Below are 23,272 nucleotides of genomic sequence, written 5' to 3'. Positions count from 1 at the left end.
TGCGGCCTTATTGATTTTTCGAGCGTTAGCTAGCGCAGATTACTTAACCCGCATGCCAGGCTGTGCGCCTTCATGGGGTTCTAAAATCCACAGGTCGCTACCACCAGGGCCTGCTGCTAACACCATGCCTTCAGACATGCCAAAACGCATCTTACGTGGCGCTAAGTTCGCCACCATTACAGTTAACTTGCCTTCGAGATCTTCTGGCGAATAAGCCGATTTGATCCCGGCAAACACTTGGCGTGTTTCACCACCGATGTCGAGTTGTAACTTGAGTAACTTGTCAGCGTCAGCAACATGCTCTGCTTTGACGATGCGAGCGATACGCAGGTCTATTTTCGCGAAATCATCAAAGTTGATGGTCTCACTGATCGGAGCGTCAACCAGCGGTTCACTGCTAACTGATGAAGCTTCAGCGGTTTTTTCAGGCGCTGCCGTCTTTGGTGCATCGGCTGTGACTTGCAGGTTATCCTTGGAGTCAGCAACCATGGCATTGACTTTATCCAGCTCAACACGTTGCATCATTGCCTTGAATGGGGCGATTTCATGACCCGCTAAATCTTGGCTCAATGCATCCCAAGTGAGTGGCAATTGGAAGAAGGCTTCTACATCTTCGGCTAAACGTGGCAATACAGGTTTTAGATACGTCACGAGAATACGGAACAGATTCAAGGCGTTTGAACACACTTGATGGGCTGCTTCCTGTTGATCGTCATGTTTCACCATTTGCCAAGGCGCAGCATCGGCCACAAACCCGTTGGCAATATCCGCCAGCGCCATGATTTCGCGCATCGCTTTACCGTATTCGCGCGACTCGTAAAAATCGGCAATCACGTCTTGCTTGGCTAAAAACGCTTCGGTCAGCGTAGTATCAGCAATTTTCGCGAGCTTGCCATCAAAGCGTTTAGTGATAAAACCTGCGGTGCGCGAGGCTAAGTTCACTAGTTTACCGACTAAATCTGAGTTCACGCGCTGGGCGAAATCTTCCAGATTTAAATCTAAATCGTCGATACGGCTGCTGAGTTTGGCGGCGTAGTAGTAACGTAAATATTCAGGATCTAAATGATCTAAATAGGTACGCGCCTTAATGAACGTGCCTTTCGATTTAGACATCTTCGCGCCGTTGACCGTCACATAACCGTGGGCATAAACGCTGTTTGGCTGACGATAACCTGAGCCGTGCAGCATGGCTGGCCAGAAGAGGCTATGGAAGTAGACTATGTCTTTACCGATGAAGTGATAAACCTCAGCAGTAGAATCTTTACCCCAGAACTCATCGAAGCTTAGCTCAGGACGTTTTGCACACAGGTTTTTGAATGAACCCATGTAGCCGATAGGCGCATCTAACCACACATAGAAATACTTGCCCGGTGCATCGGGAATTTCGAAACCAAAATACGGTGCATCACGGGTGATATCCCATTGCTGCAGACCTTGCTCGAACCATTCGTCAAGTTTATTGGCCATTTCGACTTGCAGAGCGCCAGAGCGAGTCCACTCTTTTAGCATGCCTTCGAAGGCGGGCAGGTCGAAGAAAAAGTGCTCAGTGTCTTTCATCACTGGCGTTGCACCCGATACCGCTGATTTTGGATTGATAAGTTCAGTTGGGCTGTAAGTCGCGCCGCAAGAATCACAGTTATCGCCGTATTGATCAGGCGACTTACACTTAGGGCAAGTACCTTTTACGAAGCGGTCGGGCAGGTACATGGATTTTTCAGGATCGAATAACTGAGAAATGCTCTTGCTCTTGATGTAGCCGTTGTCCCTTAGCTTGAGATAAATATCGCTCGCCATGAGACGGTTTTCTTCGCTGTGGGTGCTGTGATAGTTATCGAAGGCGACATTAAAATCGGCAAAATCCTGCTGATGTTCTTTGTTCACTTGGGCGATCATATCTTCAGGCGCTATACCTAATTGCTGCGCTTTAAGCATGATCGGCGTGCCATGGGCATCATCGGCACAAATATAGTGGCACTCATGTCCACGAAGTTTTTGATAACGCGACCAGATATCTGTCTGGATGTATTCCAACATGTGACCTAAATGTATCGGTCCGTTTGCGTAGGGAAGTGCGCTGGTCACGAGAATTTTACGTTGTGAAGTTGCCATCTTGTCTCAAATATCGTGGTGGGCCAAAAATATTGGTAGAGATACTAACCGATTACAGGATGATTTTCATCAAAAGCTGAGCCGATTGAGCTAAATCTGCGCTAATGTTTTCTGCATTATCTGGTACACTTGGGCAAATTTATTGGTGGGGGTAATTCTTTTGTCTTCAACTCAAACTGATTATCGTCTAAATGACGATCTTCTCGGGCCAGTTCTGGCTATTCTCGATTCATTTATTGACCCATATCTCGCGAAAGGGTTAGTGAGCGCAGGATGCGTAAATAAACTGGCGTTGGAAGGTAAGCGTTTGCAGCTTGGCTTAGTCTATCCATACCCTTGCATGACCCAGTATCGCGACACTGTGATGGCGTTGACCAACAAGTTGGCCGTGCTCGATGCTATCGATGAAGTCGAGTGTGAAATCGATTTTCAACCTAAAGCCTATTCAGCGTTATCTTCTATCGCACCTATTGCCAATGTGAAGCAAGTGATTGCCGTTGCCTCAGGTAAGGGCGGTGTGGGTAAATCAACCACAGCGGTGAACTTAGCCTTGGCCTTAGCGGCTGAAGGCGCGCAGGTGGGTATTCTCGATGCAGATATTTACGGCCCGTCAGTGCCTATGATGCTAGGTATTCCTAATTTCAGACCGCTTTCCCCCGATGGCAAACATATGACCGCCGCCAGTGCCCATGGCATTGCCGCGCAATCGATTGGATTTATGCTCAGCGGTGATGAAGCCGCCGTGTGGCGTGGCCCAATGGCAGCGGGCGCCTTAGCTCAACTGCTCAATGAAACCCAATGGCCAGAGCTGGATTATTTAGTCGTCGATATGCCGCCGGGTACGGGTGATATTCAATTAACTCTGTCGCAAAAAGTGCCAGTGAGTGGTGCTGTTATCGTGACGACGCCGCAGGATATCGCGCTGGCCGATGCCAAGAAGGGCATCAATATGTTCCAGAAAGTGAACATTCCTGTGCTGGGCATCGTCGAAAACATGAGTTTCCATTTATGTCCCGAGTGTGGCCATAAAGAACATCCATTTGGAACACACGGTGGCAGTAAAATCGCCGAGCGTTATCAAGTTCCACTGTTAGGCGCCTTGCCGCTGCACATCAATATCCGTGAAGCTATGGATAACGGTGCACCGACCGTCGTTGCCGATCCAGACAGTGAAGTAGCCGCACTTTATCGGGAAATTGCCCGTAAAGTGGGCGCAGAATTGGCTTTAAAGCAAAGCCAGAAAACAGTTTCTATTAGTGTTTCAGATGACGAGTAAGGTTTAAGGGTATGAATTCTCAGCAGTGTGTCATTATTGCAATTGCTGGCGCGTCAGCATCGGGCAAAAGTTTAATTGCCAAAACGATTTTTGACGAATTACGCCGCGATTTAGGCACAGATCAAATTGGGGTAATTAATGAAGACGCGTACTATCGCGATCAGAGTCATTTATCCATGGATGAACGGGTATTAACGAATTACGATCATCCAAAAGCGTTGGACCATCAACTGTTGTGCACCCATTTACAGTTGCTCAAGTCTGGCGAAGCTGTTGATATCCCTTGTTATAGCTACACAGAACACACTCGTATAGCAGAAACCCTGACGATGACACCGAAAAAGGTGATCATTTTAGAAGGTATCTTACTGCTGACCGATCCTAAATTACGTGCGCTGATGGACGCGAGTGTGTTTATGGACACGCCGCTGGACATTTGTTTCCTACGTCGCCTAACCCGTGATGTGGCAGAACGCGGCCGTACGATGGAATCTGTGATTTCTCAGTACAAAAAAACCGTGCGTCCTATGTTCTTACAGTTTATCGAACCGTCGAAACAATACGCCGATATTATCGTTCCCCGTGGCGGTAAGAATCGTATTGCAACCGATATTTTAAAAACTCGTATCCAACATTTACTGGCAAAATAACGACATAAAAACTCAAGGAGTAATAGGCAAGATGCGCTTAACCGATATCGAAATTGAACAGGCCCTTGATAACGGCACTATCGTAATAGAACCTCGCCCAGGCATAGAAGCTATTTCAGGCGTCAGTGTTGATGTGCGCTTAGGTGGACAGTTTCGCGTCTTTAAAGATCATACTGCGCCTTATATCGACTTGAGTGGCCCAAGCGTCGAGATGCAAGCTGCGCTTGATCGGGTGATGAGTGAGATTATCGAAATCCCTGATGGCGAAGCGTTTTTCCTGCATCCTGGCGAATTGGCTTTGGCTGTGACTTACGAGAGCGTGACGCTGCCCGCCGATATCGTCGGTTGGCTCGATGGTCGTTCATCATTGGCGCGTTTAGGCCTGATGGTGCACGTGACTGCGCACCGTATCGATCCGGGTTGGCAGGGTAAAATCGTGCTCGAGTTCTATAACAGCGGCAAGTTACCTTTGGCCCTGCGTCCACGTATGACCATAGGTGCGCTTAACTTTGAACGCCTCAATCATGCGGTTGCACGTCCTTATAACACCCGTAAAAGTGCCAAATACAAAGATCAGCAAGAAGCGGTTGCCAGCCGTATCAGTCAGGACTAACACAAGTGTTTTGGGTGAATGGCGCATCGCAGGCGAGTGTCGACCCTTCCGATCGAGGGCTTGCCTACGGTGATGGCCTGTTTGCGACTATGCGGACAGGCGCTGAGGGGATTTTGTTTTTCGACGCCCATCAAGCTCGTTTAACCGCAGGCGCCGCAAGGCTTGGGTTTCAATGGCAAATGAGTGAAGCACTGCAACAGCAGCTTCATGCCTTAGCCATTGAATATCCTCATCATTGTATTAAGTTAATCGTTACCCGTGGTGTCGGTGGCCGTGGTTACACACCACCAGAAACGGTTAATCCAACCGAAATCGTCTCAGTTCATGCTATCCCAAGCCATTATGCAAAGTGGCAGCACGCGGGCATTTGCCTTAAAACCTCGTCGGTACGCTTAGGTTTGCAGCCCTTGTTGGCTGGGATGAAGCATTTAAATCGACTCGAACAAGTGTTGATTAAATCCCACCCTTTATCTCAGGGGTTTGATGACTGGTTAGTTAACGATATCGAAGACAATGTGATTGAATCTTCGATGGCGAATGTGTTTTTTATCAAAGGCAATCGCGTGATAACCCCTTCACTAGCCCAGTGCGGCGTGGCGGGTGTGATGCGCGAACAGGTTATGTTAGCCTTGCTTGAACAGAACATGAATATCGAATGTTTGCCCGTTGGCGCAGAGCGTTTAATTGAATTTGACTCAGCGTTTATCACTAACAGCGTTTTAGGAATTGTGGATGTACTGGCGATAGACTCGCTCAAGTTCAGCCCTGCTCCGATTACCGCGCAACTTAGACAGACACTTTCACTTACCCTATGAAAAAACTCATTCTTATCGGCAGTTCAACCCTGTTGACCTTGCTGACATTAGTCTGTTTGGGCGCCTTTTGGGGCTATCAAACCGTCATTGAATACAGTCAAACGCCGCTGAGTCTCAGCGAGCCTAAAGAGCTGACCGTTGAACGCGGTACCAGTGTCAACCAACTTGCGCAGCAACTTGCCGACGATGGCGTGATTCAAGACACGTGGAAACTCAAGTGGTTACTTAAGTTCCGCCCTGAGCTTGCTAAGATCCGCTCGGGTCTTTACGAAATTTCACCTTCACAAACCATTACCGATTTGCTGAATGATTTGATTGCCGGGAAAGTGAAAACCTTCAGTTTGACCTTAGTTGAAGGTAAAACCATCGTTGAATGGGAACAACAACTTGCCAGTGCGCCGCATTTACAGATGTCATCAGAGGTGTTTGCCGCCGTGTTGATGGCGCAGGGCGATGATTCAGGTTTGCCAGAGGGTAAATTCTTCCCCGACACCTATCATTATACTGCTGAGGCGGATGTTAAAGTCCTGCTGACTCAAAGCTATAAGATGATGGAGCAAGAGCTTGCCAAAGCGTGGGCAGAACGGGCGCCGAATTTGCCGTTAAAATCCCCCTATGAAATGCTGATCTTGGCATCGATAGTGGAGAAGGAAACCGGCCAAGCCCATGAGCGTGACCAAATCGCTGGAGTATTTGTTAATCGTCTTAATCAAGGCATGCGTCTACAAACCGACCCGACGGTTATTTATGGCATGGGCGAACGCTATAAGGGCAATATCACCCGTAAAGATTTAGTCGAAGAGACACCTTTTAACACTTATCGTATTTTTGGATTACCGCCAACGCCGATTGCAGCACCGAGTAAAGCCTCACTGATGGCCGTGTCTAAACCTGCTAGTGTGAGTTATCTCTATTTCGTGTCACGCAACGATGGTACCCATGTGTTTTCAAGCACACTTGAAGCACACAACCAAGCTGTAGATGTGTATCAGCGTAAGAAAAAACCGGCGACGCCAGAAAAATCACCAAAGTAAAAATGCAGAGAAAGAAAATCTAATGTCAGTTTTTGCAAAATTTATCGTTATTGAAGGTTTAGAAGGCGCGGGTAAGTCGAGTGCGATTAACCTTATTCGCGACTTTATTGAGAAACACACGGGTAAAGCGCCGATCTGCACCCGCGAGCCGGGTGGCACGCCACTGGCTGAACGTATCCGTGATTTGGTCAAAATTGCCGATGCGACCGATCCCCTGTGCGACGAGGCCGAGTGTTTACTCATCTATGCCGCCAGAGCCCAGTTGGTTGCCAATGTCATTAAGCCTGCGCTTGCGCAGGGTCAATGGGTATTGGGTGACAGACACAATTTATCGTCACTGGCCTATCAAGGTGGTGGCAGGGGCTTAATGCCGTTAGTGGAAGCGGTGAGCACTGCCACGCTAAAAGGCTTTAAACCCGATCTCACCTTGTACTTAGATTTAGATCCCAAGCTTGGGCTAACCCGCGCGGCTAAACGCGGTGAGCTTGATAGAATCGAGCAACAAGCGATTGATTTCTTTGAACGGGCTCGCGCGACTTACCTTAAACTTGCTAGCGAAGATGACAGCATAGTGGTTATCGATGCGAGTCAAACCATGGCCGAAGTGCATAAAGATATCTTAGCCGTACTACAGGCGATGGCATGGTAGCCGAGTCAGGGTTTACGGCTGCGCAATTACCTTGGCTCGAAGGGCCAAGACAGGCATTTTTAGCGCAACTCACGCGGCAAAAAATGCCCCATGCACAGCTTGTCGGCATTGATTCTGCCTATGGTGGTGAGCTGCTGAGTGTGTTCATGGCGCGTGCGGCCATGTGTTTGCAGCCAACTTCAGCGGGGGCCTGCGGTTTTTGTAAGTCTTGTCAGCTTTTTAATGCGGGTAATCATCCCGATTTTTACCATATTGCCGCCGATGGCAATCAAATTAAAGTCGATCAAATTCGTGAGCTTTGCACACGTCTGACGGCGACTGCCCAGCAAAGCGGTATGCGGGTGGCGATTATTCACCATAGCGAGCGACTTAACTCCGCTGCCGCCAACGCACTCCTTAAAACCCTTGAGGAGCCAGGTAAAGATACTTTACTGATATTGCAGTCGGATACGCCTGCACGTCTGATGGCGACGGTCAGCAGCCGCTGCCAACGCATTCCCTTCGTTGTGCCAAGCCGAGAGACCATCAAAAACTGGTTAGCGCAGCAATGTGATATCCAAGAGGATGTTACTTGGTGCTTGAGTGTGGTGGGTGGACCGCTAAAGTTGGCAGAGAGCTTGCGGTCTGAAGGTAGTCAACAGAGCCGTTATCAATCCTTGCTACAGTTTCGCAAAGATTGGGCCCAAAGTTTGTCGTCTGGTCATCTGTGTGCTAGTTTGTTAACTATAAGTGAACAACAAATAATTGATGTTCTTAAGGTTTTATACCTGCTTATACGACAAGTGTTACTGAAAAATAGCCATCAAGATGCGTTTATCCATGCGCAGCTCGGGAACTTGGCGGCCAAGATCATGGGAATGTGTCATAGCTTAAGTACAATGCCGAGCGTCAATTATCTGGCTTTGTGTCAAAGTTATGTCTTAGAATATAGAGAGATAACAAATAAGTAATATGCCATGGTAGATCTCGTCGTTAATTTTGATACCTTACATCAGCTATATCGTGCCTATATGCCCTTTATTAAGCCGGCAGGATTATTCATTGCGACTAGTGAAGGGCATTACCTTGGCCAGCCACTGACGATTGCGTATCGCTTACCGGGCGCGACCATAACGAATGAATTTCGCGGTGTTGTGGTATGGATCAATCCCTTAGGTGCTTCGGGCGGTCGTCCTGTAGGCATTGGCATTAAAATTGTTTCTGAGCCCGATAGCCATAAACACCACATCGAAAAGTTACTGTCCCGCGAACTGGCCTCCGGTGATCTAACCTGCACTATGTAGCTTGGTCCGCATTCTTGCTCTAATTTGAACCTTGCACAGTCTTAAACGTTCTTATTTCAATATCTCGCTGGTTTAAATTTTCAAGTTTTTATATTTACTCACTCTCTAAACTGATACTTCACCTTCGCTGAATTTGACCTCGATCCCTTGGCTGGGTATCCTTGTCGTCCTTTTGTTATTCAGCTTGGAAATCCCTGTGCTTATTGATTCACACTGCCATCTCGATCGCCTGAAAGCGGCGCCTGATCAACAAACCTTAGAACATATTCTGGCCAGCGCGAAAGCCCGTGGCGTGGACTATATGCTATGCGTCAACGTGCGCCAGCAGGGATTTGAATCGATGCGAGATAAAGTTGCAGCCTTCGATCAGGTATTTTTGTCATCGGGCGTGCATCCATTAGACGTTAAAGAAGGGCTTGATGTTGAGCAAATCCGTCGCTTTGCCACCGATAATAAAGTGGTCGCGATTGGTGAAACTGGCCTAGATTATTTTTATGCAGACGAAACTAAATTGCTGCAACAACAATGTTTTGAGCAGCAGATCGCCCTTGCGGTCGAAGTGAATAAACCTTTAATTGTCCATACTCGCGATGCGCGTGAAGATACTATCACTATGCTTAAGCAGGGCAACGCGGATAAAGTCGGCGGCGTACTGCATTGCTTTACTGAGAATTGGGAAATGGCGAAAGCGGCGATTGATCTTGGTTTTTACATTTCAGTATCAGGCATAGTCACCTTTAAAAATGCCGGTGAACTGCGCACTGTTATCCGAAAAGTGCCACAGGATCGCCTGCTGGTTGAAACAGACTCGCCTTATTTGGCGCCTATTCCACATCGTGGACAAGAAAACCAGCCCGCCTATGTGCGTGATGTTGCTGAGTTTGTGGCCGAGCTTAGAGGTGAGCGCTACGAGGATCTTGCTGAGTACACCAGTAATAACTTCTTTAATTTATTCAAAGATGCGGCGCGTTTAGTCGGCCGTTAGCCTCAAGTTCTTTGACCCATGTTATGCGATTGCGTGCTTGCCAATACTGAGACATAAAGGCTCAGGCAAAAAGACTCAGGCATAAAGGCTCAGGCATAAAGGCTCAGGCACAAAGACACTGGCATAAAAAAAGGCCCAAAACGATGAAAGCTGTTTGGGCCTAGGGGAATGGCTCGTTGAAGAGCCGTGCGCTACAGGTGAAAGCGCCATGCAATGCGCTTTACAATAGACTCAGTGTAGTCGAGCTTTTGCCCTAGAGTCGCGTTCCCCTTCCCCTTTTTTAGGTTATTTATCGCTAAAAAACAGCAGAACTATAACGATTTTGTCTGTTCTGGTAGCAATAACACTTTATCTTTCACTAAGTCTCTGGGCAGGTTGTTTTTTAACTTATTGCCTAAATGTTTCGCCATGCCTAACGGCGCGCCGCCATAACAGACGATCACTTCACCTTGGGCTTTGCCTGCGGTCGCTAAGGGAATATCTCGCCCCATCAAATACTCTTTTGCTTCAACATCGCTCACATCGACCGTTTTTGCCGTTGGGCTAAGTTGTTTTCCCGCTAAAGCAATAATCGCTTCATGGCGGACTTTAAAACCGTGCTTACTGTTATCGGCGAGTTTAATACCAATACGCTGAAAGCGCATACGGCCGATAAAAGCGTTGAATTCATGAGGAAATAGCCAGAATTCATCATCGCGAACCATGATGAGTTCGTCCGGTAAGCTGATACCTAAATCCTGCTGAAAATAGTCTTTTATCCCTTGGGCTTGTTTCGCTGATGCGGTCGTGAAGGGGAAGTTTTTCTGCAGTTTAGGCTCAGGCTGTAACCGCGGCACAGAGGCAGTTTTTGTCAATTTAGCGACAAAGAAACCTTCACTGTCGTAAATCTGTGGCCAGACATGCAAGAAGCCTTCGGCAGTCGTGGCTCGCTCAGCGCCATCAAATAAATCACTTAAGGATTCAAATTGCACGGCATCGCCGTAGACTTGCTTTAAATACTCGCACACGCCTTGGTTTTCGAGACGGTTTAAGGTGCAGGTCGAGTAGACCAAACTGCCGCCGGGTTTCAGGGCGAGAAACGCCGATTCGATTAAGGCTTTTTGGGTTTCGCTAATCGCCAACACATCGTCAAGGCTCCAATGTTTTAACGCATCGACGTCTTTACGCACTGTGCCTTCGCCGCCACAGGGCGCATCAATGAGCACGGCATCGAAACTTTCATACAGGTATTCGCCAAACACGCGGCCATCGAAATGGGTGAGGGCGCAGTGGCTCGCGCCCATGCGCAGCACATTGGCGTGCAATACTTTCACGCGGCTCGCCGAATACTCATTCGCCACCAATAAACCTTGGTTTTGCATCAATGCGGCCATTTGCGTGGTTTTTGAACCCGGCGCAGAGGCGAGATCGAGAACGCACTGCCACTTTGTACTAGTCGTAAATGCATTAGGCGTAAAAAGTGCGGTCGGCGGCAACATAGAGCTGGCTTCTTGAATGTAGAATAGGCCCTGAATGTGCTCTAACGCATTGCCGAGTTGTTCTTCTTCATCGTAGCTGATCCAAAATCCGTCTTCACACCAAGGAATAGGATCAAACGTCCAGCCCTTAGGTTGCATTAGAGTCTTAAAGTCGTCGCTGCTGATTTTTAAGGTATTGACCCGAATTGAACGTCTAAGCGGCCTGTCGCAAGCGGCAATAAACTCGTCCATGGATAAATGGGCGGGGAGTTCTTGGGTGATTATATCGATAAAATTTTGATTTAATTGAACCATTGATTTCATTGAACCATAGGAAAATAGACTGTGTATCAACTGGCGCAAGTATATCATAATCCCTTATTGGGTCTGAGATTTTATCCCAAGTGCCTCAGCCGTTAGGGTGATTTGAGGTTTATGCACAGACGATTGCCGCAATATTGCAATGAGTCGCCATAACGCTAGCACTCAGTAGCCATGAGCTAATAGAATAAAAACAAATAAAAATAAGGGGATTAGCGTGCTGAATCGCGTGTGGTTAGCTTTCTTTGTTACGGCATTGCTGGCAATAGCGGTGCAACTGTTCAATGGGCACATAGAAGTCCTATCGGCTTCGGTCGCCGCATTATTTGCGAGCGCTAAGCTTGCCGCCGAAATTTCCCTTGGCCTGATTGGTGTACTTTCCCTGTGGATGGGGTTAATGCAGGTGGGCGAGAAGGCCGGAGTGGTCAGCGCTATCGCCTTTGTGTTTGAGCCCTTACTGCGCCGCTTGATGCCAGAAGTGCCCAAGGGCCATCCCGCCTTTGGCAGTATCACGATGAATTTAACGGCGAATATTTTTGGTTTAGATAATGCCGCCACGCCGCTTGGTTTAAGGGCGATGCATGATTTGCAGAGTTTGAATCCGCTAAAAACTGTGGCGACCAATGCGCAAATCTTATTCTTAGTGCTCAATACTTCCTCTGTGACCTTAGTGCCTGTGACGGTATTCCTGTACCGTGCCCAACAAGGTGCAGCCGCGCCTGCGGATATTTTCCTACCGATTTTACTGGCAACCTCGGCCTCGACATTGGCGGGCTTACTGGTTGTGGCGTTAGTGCAGCGAATTTCGTTATTGAACTCTGTGGTGCTCGGTTATGGCGCCTTGATGCTCTCTGGCCTAGTGGCGAGTGGTTTTTATCTGATGACTTTAAGTGCTGAAACCATTGGCACAGTATCGACGGCAATGGGTAATGGCATTTTATTGTTATTAGTGTTTACCTTCGTCATTGTTGCAGGCATCCGTAAGGTGGCGGTTTATGATGAGTTTATTGAAGGGGCGAAGGCGGGTTTTGCTCAATCTATCCAGCTGATCCCTTATTTGCTCGCCATGCTATTAGCGATTGGTTTACTGCGCGCATCCGGCGCCTTGGATTATCTGTTGCACTTGATTGCCAGTGGCGTGCGGATATTGGGTTTTGATACGCGTTTTGTCGATGCTATGCCGACCGCGCTGATGAAACCTTTTAGCGGTTCAGGTGCTAGAGCCATGATGCTCGAGACCATGGATCATCACGGCGTCGATTCCTTTGCAGGCCGACTAGCGGCGATTTTTCAGGGCAGCACTGAAACTACTTTTTATGTTCTCGCCGTGTATTTTGGTTCTGTGGGTATTCGCCATGGCCGCCACGCCTTAGCCTGTGGTTTAACCGCGGATTTTGCGGGGATCAGCGCCGCGATTGCCGTTTGCTATTGGTTCTATGGTTAACAGGATGGCAAGGGTCTTGAGCGCCCTAGAATGTGTCAATGACATTTCGAGAAGCTAAAAATCAATCAGGCGCATTATGCGCCTGATTGATTTGTAAGAGCTTTAATATTAGTGCGTTGGTGTAAGTCTTTTGATGAAAAGAATTACTGGGCAGGGGCCCATTCCTGCCATTCGTTTTCGGCTTTGTGTTGCAATCTTAGTACTGTTCCTGCTGCTAAACGATTACCCTCTTGAGTCGTGTCCTTAGTCGCGACATTAATACCGCCAGCGAGTAAGGTTTCCAGTGAGCCCGCTTCGATTTGAGCACCTGAAAAGAGGCCAACATCGACTTTAATCCCAGAAGCATCCCAGAACTGACTGCTTTGATTCACTAAGTGACTGTACTGCGGCTCAATATGGGCTTGCATCAGCACGCTATTGCCCTGTGTCGACAGGTGATAACCATCGATTTGACCGACTTTGATACCACGGAAGAAGATAGGTGTGCCGACTTTCATCGAGCCTAAGTTGCTATCTTCTAGGGTAAATTTAAGCGCATCTTCGGCAACATTGGCATAGCTGCTGGCAGCGAGGTTGGCGACAAACTGGGTCGCTTTTTGACTGCTTGTACCCGGTAGCACACCGATATAAGGGCCAGTGATCAAGGTTTCTGGCGCTTTAATTCCTGCTAGAGAAATTTGCGCATCCACTAGATGATATTCACAGTCGCTGCGGCTGAAATGTTCGGCGTATTCGCCGTAGAGATAGGCCGTTGCAGTGAGTGTATTGAGATCGGCATTGAGCTTCACCTGCGACACTTCACCCACTTGATGACCTTGATAACGAATCGCTGCCTTGGCCGCCAGTTTGCTTGAGGCGGGTAGGGTTAGGCGAATCGCCTGCGCCTGAGTTAATGCCAGCTGCTTGCTCTCATAGAGTTTTAAGTTAGCTGCATTGCTGGCTTTGCCATTGCTATCAAGCAATCCCAGACTGATGCTGCCCTTTAATGCTCCTTGAAGCGGCGCGACCGTAACATCAATACCGGCAAGACTGGCGCTGATATCGACAGCGCTGTTACGCCAGAACACATGAGGCTTTTTCAGCAAGGGTTGAAACTGTTTGTCGATAGCGAGCTTGATAGCAAAGTCTTCGGTTTTGCTTTGCCAGTTCACTGAGTCAACTGTGCCAATTTGCATTTTTTTATAGTAAATCGGTGAGCCTTGGCTGACATCGGCGCCATCTTGACTGATTAAGGTCAGATGCACTTGTTGCTGACGATCATAGAAGGCTGTCGCGGCATCCACTGAGCTAAACAAGGTGAGGGCGCTGTTGGCGGCGACTGGCGTATCGCTGTGGCCTTGGATCAAGCTAACTGCACCTTGAGTGAGCGTTGTAAAATCCCTTGCTTTGACTGAGACACCATCTAACGATGCGTTTACCGTTAATGCTGACTCAGGCACAAAATAGCTGTCACTACGAATAAGGCCTGCAAACTCAGGTTGTAGCTCGAGTTGATATTCTACCGCCGATAAATCTTTGGATAACTTCACCGCAAGCACTGAGCCAATGGGGATTTGCTTAAAGCGAACTTCGGCGCCCGCTGAAATGCCCATGTTTTCGGCTGAGGTTAAGGTCAAGAAACGCTTCTTTGATTGCAGTAAGTCAGGCGCCTTTGATTGCAAGGCAAAACTGCTTGGCATCGCCGTTTTAGTATTAATGCCCGGCAGGAAGTTGATCACGCTACCCGTCAGTAAACGCTCTGGATTTTTAATGCCTGAGAGGGAAATATCGGCACCTTCAAGCCAAAACACGCCGTCGTTAGTTAACAGTGAACCGTATTGAGGTTCAAACTTAGCCACAGCTATTACGCCATTGGCGGTGAGTTGCTTGCTTAAAATGCTGCCGATATTGATGCCGCGATAAACAATGCGAGTGCCTTTGTCGACACCGTTAGCATCAGCCATGGTGAGACTTATTTCTATGCCGCCAAGGGCTGTGGTTTCTGAATCATAAAGCGAAAAAACGTCGCCGTTTTTGGCAATATCCGCGTTATCGTCAGAGCTGAAACTCACGCCGCCAGCCAGAATGGATGCCAAACTCTCAGAGCTGACTTTAACCCCAGTCAGTGATGCATCAATTTTAACGCCGGAAACATTCCAAAAGTGAGAGTTTTTCTTCACTAATCGCGCGTATTGCTCTTGAATAAAAGCGCTGATGATGACTCTTTGATTGCCATCTAAACGGTAGCTGACCACACTGCCCACGGGGATTTGGCGGAAAAATATTGGCGAGCCAACATCCAACGAACCGAGTTTGTCTGAGGTCAGTTCGACCATCACACCTTCTGAGCCGATTTGCATCGGCGGCGGTTGGCGTTCTGCTTCAAAAAATGTTGACGCATTACCTTTACCCGGTTGAATCGCAATGTAGTTACCCGAAAACAGTGCATCTAAGCCTTCAACACCTGTGATGCTGGCCTTAGGGGTGACAAGCCAGAAGAGGGTCTCTTTATTTAAGAAAGGCTTAGCGCGGTAGTCCATCATGACTTTAACGTTTACGCCCTTGAGATCTTCATCTATGCCAATGTCTTTGACTTTACCGACAGTCAAGCCTTGGTATTTGACTAAGGTTTTACCTACGTCAATCCCAGTTGCACTCGGAAAGTGAATTTGAATTTCAACGCCCGATTCTTTAATACTCTTAATGCCCAGCCACGCACCCAATGCCAACGCGACAATAGGCAGCAGCCAAATGGGCGAAAAGAGTTTTTTCTTTACAACTTTCGGCGATTCAATTTGTGTCATCTTGAGGTTCCAATCGATCCCAGAGTAAACGAGTGTCTAACACTTTTGCGGCTAACTGAGTTAACAGAATAACCAAGGCAAATGCGGTCGCTGCAGGCGCGGGTTTAGCGTCGAGTAGTTGCCCCATATTCACTAATGCTACTGTGATTGAGATGACAAATAAATCGAGCATTGACCAACGACCAATCCATTCGATGATGTGAAAACCCACCATCAATTTCTTTTTTGAAATCGGAATATCAAAGCTGATCGCACACAGATAAATGGATAAGCCGATGATTTTAATCCATGGCACTAAAATACTGGCAGTAAAAACTATCACGGCAATGGGCAACATATCTGAATGCACTAGATGCAAAATGCCCGAAAAAATCGTGTCGTGCCGCACTTGCCCTTGGTTGGTCAGCATAGTGATAGGGTAAATATTCGCTGGCACCAGCAAGATGGCTGCGGTAATCAACAAAGCCCAACTTTTTTGCAGGCTAGAATAGTCCCTGACCTGCAACTCAGCTTCACAGCGTTGGCAGTGGGTGAGGTCACTACTATTGAGCTGGCGGCAGACCTTACACAGACACAGGCCGATATCTTTACCTTGTTGCTTCATATCAGCGATGACCTTCCAATAACGTCCACATGTGCTCTAAGTCGTACTCTCGTTGCAGAAACAAAGTCACGAGAAACAACATAGTGAAGCAAAATGTGCCCATACCAAAATAAATATCCGAAAAATCAGAAAGCTGGAACGATGAAACCAAAAAGCTGATCACATAAATTTCTAGCATAGTGAGCTGCGACAATACGCCATGAAACTTCAATAATTGCTTTAATGAGTTACGCCAAAAAAGATGACTCAGTCCCCATTTCACAATCAAAATCTGCGTCAGTATCGATAACAGTAATAAGCCTGGGCCAATCACAGCGGCGGCAAGCACGGCTAAACCAACGACCCAATAACCTTGGTCAAATACCGCAAATGCGCCCTGAAAAACCGTGGTGGTGCGAATGCTGCCGAAAAAGTGAATTTCGAGTACGGGTAAAAAATTGGCAGGAAAATAAAATACTAGTGCCGAGATACATAGGGCGAGCATGCCATTTACAGAGCAGTAAGGAGTGTCATAAAGTGCAGTGCTGCAACGGGGACAAAGGGCTCTGACACCGCTTGGCAAGGCACGTTTGCGGACTGCTAAATCGCAGGAACGGCAAAGGATTACTGAATTTTCTGCTGCGTTTTCATGCATATAAAAATATATATTAGCCTAAATAGGAGTAATAACAGCGAGATCGGTGCAAAGTGTAGTGCTAATCAGCCGTTCTGCACAGTCTAGCGCTTTATAATCTTGGCAACGAAAGTACGCTAATAATATCAGATTAATCAGAACACTTGCATCACAAGTTCAATCTATGTCACTCTAGTTACTGTATATAAAAACAGTGCGAGGGCAGTCATGGCAGTAATAACACAGTTTGTCGTGGTCAGAGAAGGGGTTGAAAAGATGACATTCACATCTAAGAAGGAGGCTGATGCCTACGATAAGATGCTCGATATCGCCGATAACCTTATCCCCTTCATTCAAAAAGCTGATTTAGGTATAGATGAAAGCGTGGGCGAAAAGCTCGCATTCTATTTTGCTAACAATAAAGATGAGCTGACGAACTTGCTTAAAGGTGTCGTTCAGGTTAATAGTACGCCAACGAATCCACCTGCTGCGAAAAAAGCGGCTAAAAAGACCGAAGCAGCAGAATAAAATTGTTAGGAAATGTAATGAAATCGAAATTTTATGAGTCACTTAACCGTCAAGCCTTGGCCTTGTTGGAAGGGGAAGACGACCTTGTTGCGGCAATGGCGAATTTTTCAGCCTTACTCAATGATAATTTAACTGAGCTGAACTGGGTGGGATTCTACGTTATGCGTGGCGAACAACTCGTATTAGGCCCATTTCAAGGTAAAGTGGCTTGTACACGTATTCCGTTAGGAAAAGGCGTGTGTGGTACGGCGGCATTCACCAATCAAACCCAGCGAGTGGCCGATGTTCATCAATTTGATGGCCATATTGCCTGTGATTCTGCCAGTAATTCTGAAATCGTTGTGCCAGTTTGTGCTCAAGGTAACGTGGTTGCCGTGCTCGATATTGACAGCCCAATCTTCGATCGTTTCGACGAAGAAGACCAAAAGGGGCTGGAATTACTGGTTAAAAGTTTTGAAAACTGCCTATTTGATTAATTTGCGTACAATAACGCATAATTCATAGTCGCAATCGGTGGCGTGCGCCTTATAATATGCGCCTGCACGCATTAAGCTGGTTTGATTGGCATGCAATGAATAAGCTTAGTGTTTTGAGCTGTAAAAATTTGTTAAGGTATATTTTTTTTAACTTTAGTAAACGCGGCTAGGATGCTAATTTGTACGTTGACTCAATATTGAGTTTAACGAAGATAAACGACACGTAAGAAGTTGATATATATCACCTCGAATCGATGTCCCTTTTTGACTGTGGAAGTAATGATGGAATCAACAGAAAAGTTGACCGACACCAATGCAATTTTGGCGTATTTGTATGAAACATTTCCTTTGTGCTTTATTGCTGAAGGTGAAACTAAGCCATTAAAAATCGGATTGTTTCAAGATTTGGCTGAAAGGTTGGCTGATGATTCTAAAGTCAGTAAAACTCAGCTCAGAGTTGCCTTAAGACGTTACACCAGCAGCTGGCGCTATTTGAAGTGCGTTAAAGCGGGCGCACAACGCGTTAATCTGGATGGCGAACCTTGCGGCGAGTTAGAGCAAGAGCACATTGACCATGCTCAAGCCATGTTGAAAGAGAGTCAGGATAAAGCGAAAGCGAAACGTGCAGCACTCGCACCTAAGCCTGCGGCGAAGAAAGCACCTAAAAAGGTGGCTGTTCCTCAACGTGCTAAAACTGAGCGTCCTGCTAAGCCTGCGACTAAAGCAGCGCCAGTCGTAAATTATGTCCAAGCACAATTGACTGATTTAACGAAAAAACAACGCGTCAATGTTAAGTTAGGTATGACACCCGTAGCCGGTGTGATTACTGATATTAACAAGGAAGATATTCATGTTCAGCTTGATAGTGGCCTAACGATTAAAGTTAGAGCAGAACATATCCTGCTGTAATCATTTTTTAAAACGGAGTAACTTGTTGATGCGAAAACTCACTTTGGCTACCTCGATCGCCACTGTTTTTGTCGGATTCTCGGCTTGGGCCGTACCACCCACGATTCAAATCAGCGAGTTACCCACTCTCAAGCAGGAAGCGCAACATAAGGTCGCGAGCAAAAGGGTAACGGACTTATACACTCGTTCGCACTATCATAGATTTAATCTTGATGATGCCTTTTCTACGCAAATTTTTGACCGTTACCTGCAGCAGTTAGACTATCGCCGCAATGTGTTAACCCAAGCGGATGTCGATAGCTTTAAACCTTATGCTACCCAATTCGATGACATGCTCAGTTCTGGTGAACTTGAGCCTGCCTATAAAATGTTTGATATCGTCCAAAAGCGTCGTTATGAAGGCTTTGTCTATGCTTTATCCCTTCTGGACAAAGAGATGGATTTCTCCGCCCCTGGCGATGCCTATGAGTATGACCGTGACGATGCGGCATGGCCAAAAGATCAAGCCGAGATCAATGAGTTATGGCGTCAACGTGTTAAATACGATGCGCTAAATCTGAAACTCACAGGTAAAAAATGGCCTGAGATTGTTGAGATCCTGCAAAAGCGTTACAACAACGCCATCAAACGTTTGACTCAAACCAACAGTGAAGACGTGTTCCAAGGCGTGATGAATGCCTTCTCACGCAGCATTGAGCCGCATACGAGTTACCTGTCACCACGCAATGCTGAACGTTTCCAAATGGAAATGAATTTAAGCCTTGAAGGGATTGGTGCTCAACTGCAACTTGAAGACGATTACACTGTTATTAAAAGCTTAATTGCTGGTGGCCCTGCGGCTGGCAGCGAAAAACTGTCGCCGGAAGACAAGATTGTCGGCGTCGGTCAAGAAGGCGGTGAAATTGTTGATGTGATCGGCTGGCGTTTAGATGACGTGGTTGATCTGATCAAAGGGCCTAAGGGCAGTAAAGTCGTACTGCAAATTTTACCGAAGAAAGGCGGTTCGAATGCTAAGCCATTCGACGTTACCTTAGTACGCGATAAAATTCGTCTTGAGGACAGAGCGGCAACCTCTAAGGTGATTGAACCTAAAGACGGCGAGTACGCTAATCGCAAAGTCGGTGTGATCCATATTCCTGGTTTCTACATGAATCTGTCACAGGACGTTGAAAAAGAGCTAGTGAAGTTAAACGAAGCCAAAGTTGAAGGCATAGTCATCGACCTTAGGGGTAACGGTGGTGGTGCATTAACAGAAGCCGTGTTGCTGACGGGACTCTTTATCGATATGGGCCCTGTGGTCCAAATTCGTGATGCCGATGGCCGTGTGTCTGCGCACCGTGATAACGATGGCAAAACCAGTTATGCGGGCCCGTTGACTGTGATGGTTGACCGTTACAGTGCTTCAGCCTCTGAGATTTTTGCTGCTGCGCTACAAGATTATGACCGCGCGCTAATTGTCGGTGAATCTAGCTTTGGTAAAGGTACAGTGCAGCAGCATAAGAGCTTAGGCCGTATCTACGATATGTATGAAAAGCCAATTGGCCATGTGCAATACACGATTCAAAAGTTCTATCGGATCAATGGCGGCAGCACACAGCTTAAAGGTGTGACACCAAACATTGCTTACCCAAGTGCGTTAGAGCCAGGTGAGTACGGCGAAGCTGAAGAGAAAAATGCCTTGCCTTGGGATAAAGTGCCAATGGCGCAATATGGCACGCTCAATGATGTGACGCCTGAGTTAGTGACTAGCCTTGAGGCCAAGCACCTTAACCGCATCAAAAGCAGTGTAGAGTTTGCTTATATCAATCAAGATATTGCCGACTTTAAAAAGCACCACAAAGAGAAGACAGTTTCTCTGGTTGAAAGTGAGCGCATTGCCTCCCGCGAAGCCGATGAGAAGAAAGTCCTCGATAGAACGAACGAGCGCCGAGTCGCCAATGGTTTAGCACCAGTTAAATCCATGGAAGACATTAAAGACGACGCCGAATTGCCAGACGCATTTTTAGATGAAACGGCTTATATCACTTTAGATATGGCTGATGCGCAAAAACTGGCTAAAACTAGTGCTAAGTAGGCGCTAGTCGAGTCGATTTATCCAATATCAAAACGCGCTTATGGCGCGTTTTTTCTTATTTAGATCAGCGTTAAAGGGATCGAAATGACACAAGCTCAAGCAAAATATTTAAAAGATTATCAAGCGCCACTGTTCACGATAGACACGATCGACTTAGCCTTTAATCTGGCGGGCAATGAGACTCAAGTGCAGGCGATAAGTCGGGTAAAACGCGCTTCTAAGCATACCCAAGCCCTAGTGTTGGATGGTGAAGACTTAACTGTGATCTCGTTGACGGTTGACGGCGAGGCAGTGCCTTACCATGTTAGCGCGGGTCAATTAGTCTTAGAAACGGCGCTTGATGAGTTTGAGCTGAACATCGTCACTAAGCTCGATCCCGAGGCCAATTCGAGCCTTGAAGGCCTGTATATGTCAGATGGTGCCTACTGCACGCAATGTGAGGCTGAGGGCTTTAGACGGATCACTTATTTCCTCGACCGTCCCGATGTATTAGCCAAATATACTGTGCGCATCGAAGCCGATAGAGCTGCATTTCCGTTTTTACTGAGTAACGGGAATTTGATTGATCAAGGCGAATTAGAGGGCGGTCGCCATTATGTTTGCTGGCAAGATCCGTTTCCAAAACCGGCTTATTTGTTTGCCTTAGTCGCCGGCGATTTTGATCTGTTGCAAGATGAGTTCATTACTCGCAGTCGCCGTAAAGTGATCCTGCAAGTGTTCGTCGATAAAGGGAATTTACATAAAGCACACCATGCGATGGCATCGCTGAAAAAATCCATGGCATGGGATGAGAGTCGTTTTGACCTCGAGTACGATTTAGATATTTACATGATAGTTGCCGTCGACTTTTTCAATATGGGAGCGATGGAAAACAAAGGCTTAAATATCTTTAACACTAAATATGTGCTTGCAGATACGTTAACGGCTACCGACGAGGATTATCACGGTATTGAATCGGTTGTAGGCCATGAGTATTTCCATAATTGGACCGGAAACCGCGTGACGTGCCGTGATTGGTTCCAGTTAAGTTTAAAAGAAGGCTTAACGGTTTTTCGCGATCAAGAATTTAGCTCCGATTTAGGCTCACGCGCTGTGAATCGAATTCACGCAATCAAAGTGATCAAGAATCAGCAATTTGCCGAAGATTCAGGCCCTATGTCCCATCCTATTCGTCCAGAATCTGTGATTGAGATGAACAATTTCTACACAGTCACTGTGTATAACAAGGGCGCTGAAGTGATCCGCATGATGCACACTTTGCTCGGCGAAGAAAAGTTTCAAGCGGGGATGAAACTGTATTTTAATCGCCACGATGGCCAAGCGGTCACCTGCGATGATTTTGTGGCGGCAATGGAAGATGCCAGTGGCGTGGATTTAACCCAATTCCGTTTATGGTATAGCCAAGCGGGCACGCCGATAGTGACTGCGATGGACAGTTTCGATGCGCTAACGGGCATTTACCAATTAACCCTTAAGCAAAGTTTAGCGAACTGTGCATCACCTTTGCATATTCCTTTTAGCATCGAACTGTTAGATGCCAAGGGGCATTCTTTAGTGAATGAAGTTCTCGACTTTACTCAAGTGGAACAAGTGTTTAGTTTTGAGGGATTAAGTCATAAACCTGTGGCTTCACTGCTGCAAAACTTCTCCGCGCCAGTCAAATTGCAATACAGATTCAATGTCGATCAACTGGTTCACTTGATGCGTTTTGCCAGCAGCGAAGTGGCGCGCTGGGAAGCCTCAGTGACCTTAGTGAGCCAAGCGATTTGGCAGAATGTGGCGAGTTTACAGCAGCAACAAGCCATGACACTCGATCCCCGGGTGCGCGATAGTTTTAAAGGCGTGTTGTTAGACACTGAACTTGACCCAGCATTGATTGCCGAAATCTTAGCCATACCTACGGCATCTGCTTTGATTGAGCAAACAGAGAGCGTTGATCTCGATGCGTTAGCCTTAGCCCGTGAATTTGTGTTAACAGAGCTGGCTTCACACTCTGAGGATGAATTGATCGCGCTCTATCGCTCTTTGGTACCAGTCGATAGCACGCAGGCAAGAGCGCTTAAAAATCAGTGTTTAACTTGGTTAGCACGGGTGTCGGATGAGGCTGAAGCGTTAGTGATTGCTCAGTTTGATAAAGCCAGCAATATGACAGATTCTCTCGGCGCACTGACTGCGGCGAACGTTGGCGATTTGCCTTGTCGCGATGAGCTGATGACCGCATTTGAGCTGCGTTGGCAGGACACGCCATTGGTAATGGATAAATGGTTTATGTTGCAAGCGACTCGTAATGCAGAAGATGTGATTGAACGTCTGCGTCAATTACAGCAGCACAAGTGTTTTAGTATGAGTAATCCAAACCGAGTGCGCGCGTTAGTGGGCAGTTTTGCGGCGGGTAATATTTACCAATTCCACCGTCAAGACGGTAAGGGTTATGCTTTCTTAACCGAATGCTTAATTACCCTTAATAAGCTCAATCCGCAGGTTGCGGCACGCATGGTGACGCCATTGATCCAGTTCCATAAATTCGACTTAGGCCGTCAAACCTTAATAAAAGCCTGTTTAGGGCAACTTTTGGCTTTACCTGACTTATCTAAGGATATGTACGAAAAAGTCTCTAAGGCATTGGCAAAATAGCGGTTTGTAGGAGGA

At 47.0% G+C, this 23,272-nt stretch carries 20 protein-coding genes; 15 read left to right on the top strand and 5 right to left on the bottom strand.

What is annotated here, in order from left to right; translation table 11 throughout:
* Positions 1 to 39 precede the first annotated feature (39 nt).
* Positions 40 to 2,109: a methionine--tRNA ligase gene (gene metG, locus Q4Q49_RS19050; protein WP_312000160.1), complete on the bottom strand. Its 2,070-nt coding sequence runs from the start codon at positions 2,107 to 2,109 to the stop codon at positions 40 to 42.
* Positions 2,110 to 2,269: 160 nt separating this feature from the next.
* Here metG and apbC point away from each other — a divergent pair, with 160 nt between their 5' ends.
* The 9 genes from apbC to Q4Q49_RS19005 all read left to right on the top strand — a co-directional run bounded on the left by apbC (position 2,270) and on the right by Q4Q49_RS19005 (position 9,414).
* Positions 2,270 to 3,385 (top strand): iron-sulfur cluster carrier protein ApbC, encoded by a 1,116-nt coding sequence (apbC, locus tag Q4Q49_RS19045; RefSeq protein ID WP_012089389.1) that lies wholly within the window; start codon positions 2,270 to 2,272, stop codon positions 3,383 to 3,385.
* 11 nt (positions 3,386 to 3,396) lie between these two features.
* Positions 3,397 to 4,035 (top strand): uridine kinase, encoded by a 639-nt coding sequence (udk, locus tag Q4Q49_RS19040; protein ID WP_006081926.1) that lies wholly within the window; start codon positions 3,397 to 3,399, stop codon positions 4,033 to 4,035.
* A 31-nt stretch (positions 4,036 to 4,066) separates the two neighbouring features.
* Complete coding sequence (gene dcd, locus Q4Q49_RS19035; RefSeq protein WP_006081925.1) at positions 4,067 to 4,648, top strand: dCTP deaminase; 582 nt, start codon at positions 4,067 to 4,069, stop codon at positions 4,646 to 4,648.
* A gap of 5 nt (positions 4,649 to 4,653) precedes the next feature.
* A complete protein-coding gene (pabC, locus tag Q4Q49_RS19030) occupies positions 4,654 to 5,463 on the top strand; it encodes an aminodeoxychorismate lyase (RefSeq protein ID WP_312000159.1) in 810 nt (269 codons plus the stop codon).
* A complete protein-coding gene (gene mltG, locus Q4Q49_RS19025; RefSeq protein ID WP_312000158.1) occupies positions 5,460 to 6,497 on the top strand; it encodes an endolytic transglycosylase MltG in 1,038 nt (345 codons plus the stop codon). Before pabC ends, mltG begins: the two co-directional genes overlap by 4 nt.
* A 22-nt stretch (positions 6,498 to 6,519) precedes the next feature.
* Positions 6,520 to 7,146 carry a dTMP kinase gene (gene tmk, locus Q4Q49_RS19020; RefSeq protein WP_006081922.1) on the top strand — a complete coding sequence of 209 codons (627 nt, stop codon included), beginning with the start codon at positions 6,520 to 6,522 and terminating at the stop codon, positions 7,144 to 7,146.
* Positions 7,140 to 8,096 carry a DNA polymerase III subunit delta' gene (gene holB / locus Q4Q49_RS19015; RefSeq protein WP_312000157.1) on the top strand — a complete coding sequence of 319 codons (957 nt, stop codon included), beginning with the start codon at positions 7,140 to 7,142 and terminating at the stop codon, positions 8,094 to 8,096. The genes tmk and holB overlap by 7 nt, the downstream gene beginning before the upstream one ends.
* 6 nt (positions 8,097 to 8,102) lie before the next feature.
* A complete protein-coding gene (locus tag Q4Q49_RS19010; RefSeq protein ID WP_006081920.1) occupies positions 8,103 to 8,429 on the top strand; it encodes a PilZ domain-containing protein in 327 nt (108 codons plus the stop codon).
* Between the two features lie 196 nt (positions 8,430 to 8,625).
* Entirely contained in the window at positions 8,626 to 9,414 is a 789-nt protein-coding gene (locus tag Q4Q49_RS19005) for a YchF/TatD family DNA exonuclease (RefSeq protein WP_312000156.1), read from the top strand.
* 311 nt (positions 9,415 to 9,725) lie between these two features.
* Here Q4Q49_RS19005 and rsmF read toward each other — a convergent pair whose 3' ends face one another.
* Positions 9,726 to 11,186, bottom strand: coding sequence for a 16S rRNA (cytosine(1407)-C(5))-methyltransferase RsmF (rsmF, locus tag Q4Q49_RS19000; RefSeq protein WP_312000155.1), 1,461 nt, complete (start codon positions 11,184 to 11,186; stop codon positions 9,726 to 9,728).
* A 223-nt stretch (positions 11,187 to 11,409) separates the two neighbouring features.
* Between rsmF and Q4Q49_RS18995 the strand changes: the two genes are divergently transcribed.
* A complete protein-coding gene (locus Q4Q49_RS18995; RefSeq protein ID WP_312000154.1) occupies positions 11,410 to 12,636 on the top strand; it encodes a nucleoside recognition domain-containing protein in 1,227 nt (408 codons plus the stop codon).
* Between the two features lie 143 nt (positions 12,637 to 12,779).
* Here the strand turns inward: Q4Q49_RS18995 and Q4Q49_RS18990 are convergent, their stop codons facing one another.
* From Q4Q49_RS18990 to Q4Q49_RS18980, 3 genes are read right to left on the bottom strand one after another with little or no spacing between them, the layout of a single operon-like run.
* Positions 12,780 to 15,419 (bottom strand): MlaD family protein, encoded by a 2,640-nt coding sequence (locus Q4Q49_RS18990; RefSeq protein WP_312000153.1) that lies wholly within the window; start codon positions 15,417 to 15,419, stop codon positions 12,780 to 12,782.
* Entirely contained in the window at positions 15,406 to 16,023 is a 618-nt protein-coding gene (locus Q4Q49_RS18985) for a paraquat-inducible protein A (RefSeq protein WP_011846987.1), read from the bottom strand. The genes Q4Q49_RS18990 and Q4Q49_RS18985 overlap by 14 nt, the downstream gene beginning before the upstream one ends.
* Position 16,024: 1 nt before the next feature.
* On the bottom strand, positions 16,025 to 16,657 hold the full coding sequence (locus tag Q4Q49_RS18980; RefSeq protein WP_312000152.1) for a paraquat-inducible protein A: 633 nt from the start codon (positions 16,655 to 16,657) through the stop codon (positions 16,025 to 16,027).
* A 207-nt stretch (positions 16,658 to 16,864) separates the two neighbouring features.
* Between Q4Q49_RS18980 and Q4Q49_RS18975 the strand changes: the two genes are divergently transcribed.
* The 5 genes from Q4Q49_RS18975 to pepN all read left to right on the top strand — a co-directional run bounded on the left by Q4Q49_RS18975 (position 16,865) and on the right by pepN (position 23,257).
* A complete protein-coding gene (locus Q4Q49_RS18975) occupies positions 16,865 to 17,164 on the top strand; it encodes a YebG family protein (RefSeq protein WP_006081913.1) in 300 nt (99 codons plus the stop codon).
* A 17-nt stretch (positions 17,165 to 17,181) separates the two neighbouring features.
* The gene (locus Q4Q49_RS18970) at positions 17,182 to 17,640 is read left to right on the top strand and encodes a GAF domain-containing protein (RefSeq protein ID WP_006081912.1); all 459 of its coding nucleotides are present in this window, start codon (positions 17,182 to 17,184) and stop codon (positions 17,638 to 17,640) included.
* Positions 17,641 to 17,922: 282 nt separating this feature from the next.
* Positions 17,923 to 18,549, top strand: a complete 627-nt coding sequence (gene proQ, locus Q4Q49_RS18965; RefSeq protein ID WP_312000151.1) for an RNA chaperone ProQ — start codon at positions 17,923 to 17,925, stop codon at positions 18,547 to 18,549.
* 28 nt (positions 18,550 to 18,577) lie between these two features.
* Positions 18,578 to 20,623, top strand: coding sequence for a carboxy terminal-processing peptidase (gene prc / locus Q4Q49_RS18960; RefSeq protein ID WP_006081910.1), 2,046 nt, complete (start codon positions 18,578 to 18,580; stop codon positions 20,621 to 20,623).
* An 84-nt stretch (positions 20,624 to 20,707) separates the two neighbouring features.
* Positions 20,708 to 23,257, top strand: coding sequence for an aminopeptidase N (gene pepN / locus Q4Q49_RS18955; RefSeq protein WP_312000150.1), 2,550 nt, complete (start codon positions 20,708 to 20,710; stop codon positions 23,255 to 23,257).
* Positions 23,258 to 23,272: the final 15 nt, after the last annotated feature.

Origin of the sequence: Shewanella sp. SP1S1-7 (assembly GCF_031932105.1) — a bacterium.
In the GTDB taxonomy this organism is placed as follows: Bacteria; Pseudomonadota; Gammaproteobacteria; order Enterobacterales; family Shewanellaceae; genus Shewanella; species Shewanella baltica.
This window is presented reverse-complemented; position numbering and strand designations above follow the sequence as displayed.

Bases quoted from the DNA above. Each gene is read 5' to 3' on its own strand.
- metG (WP_312000160.1), bottom strand. From the start codon at position 2,109: ATGGCAACTTCACAACGTAAAATTCTCGTGACCAGCGCACTTCCCTAC.
- udk (WP_006081926.1), top strand. From the start codon at position 3,397: ATGAATTCTCAGCAGTGTGTCATTATTGCAATTGCTGGCGCGTCAGCA.
- dcd (WP_006081925.1), top strand. From the start codon at position 4,067: ATGCGCTTAACCGATATCGAAATTGAACAGGCCCTTGATAACGGCACT.
- mltG (WP_312000158.1), top strand. From the start codon at position 5,460: ATGAAAAAACTCATTCTTATCGGCAGTTCAACCCTGTTGACCTTGCTG.
- tmk (WP_006081922.1), top strand. From the start codon at position 6,520: ATGTCAGTTTTTGCAAAATTTATCGTTATTGAAGGTTTAGAAGGCGCG.
- holB (WP_312000157.1), top strand. From the start codon at position 7,140: ATGGTAGCCGAGTCAGGGTTTACGGCTGCGCAATTACCTTGGCTCGAA.
- Q4Q49_RS19010 (WP_006081920.1), top strand. From the start codon at position 8,103: ATGGTAGATCTCGTCGTTAATTTTGATACCTTACATCAGCTATATCGT.
- rsmF (WP_312000155.1), bottom strand. From the start codon at position 11,186: ATGGTTCAATTAAATCAAAATTTTATCGATATAATCACCCAAGAACTC.
- Q4Q49_RS18990 (WP_312000153.1), bottom strand. From the start codon at position 15,419: ATGACACAAATTGAATCGCCGAAAGTTGTAAAGAAAAAACTCTTTTCG.
- Q4Q49_RS18985 (WP_011846987.1), bottom strand. From the start codon at position 16,023: ATGAAGCAACAAGGTAAAGATATCGGCCTGTGTCTGTGTAAGGTCTGC.
- Q4Q49_RS18980 (WP_312000152.1), bottom strand. From the start codon at position 16,657: ATGCATGAAAACGCAGCAGAAAATTCAGTAATCCTTTGCCGTTCCTGC.
- Q4Q49_RS18975 (WP_006081913.1), top strand. From the start codon at position 16,865: ATGGCAGTAATAACACAGTTTGTCGTGGTCAGAGAAGGGGTTGAAAAG.
- Q4Q49_RS18970 (WP_006081912.1), top strand. From the start codon at position 17,182: ATGAAATCGAAATTTTATGAGTCACTTAACCGTCAAGCCTTGGCCTTG.
- proQ (WP_312000151.1), top strand. From the start codon at position 17,923: ATGGAATCAACAGAAAAGTTGACCGACACCAATGCAATTTTGGCGTAT.
- prc (WP_006081910.1), top strand. From the start codon at position 18,578: ATGCGAAAACTCACTTTGGCTACCTCGATCGCCACTGTTTTTGTCGGA.
- pepN (WP_312000150.1), top strand. From the start codon at position 20,708: ATGACACAAGCTCAAGCAAAATATTTAAAAGATTATCAAGCGCCACTG.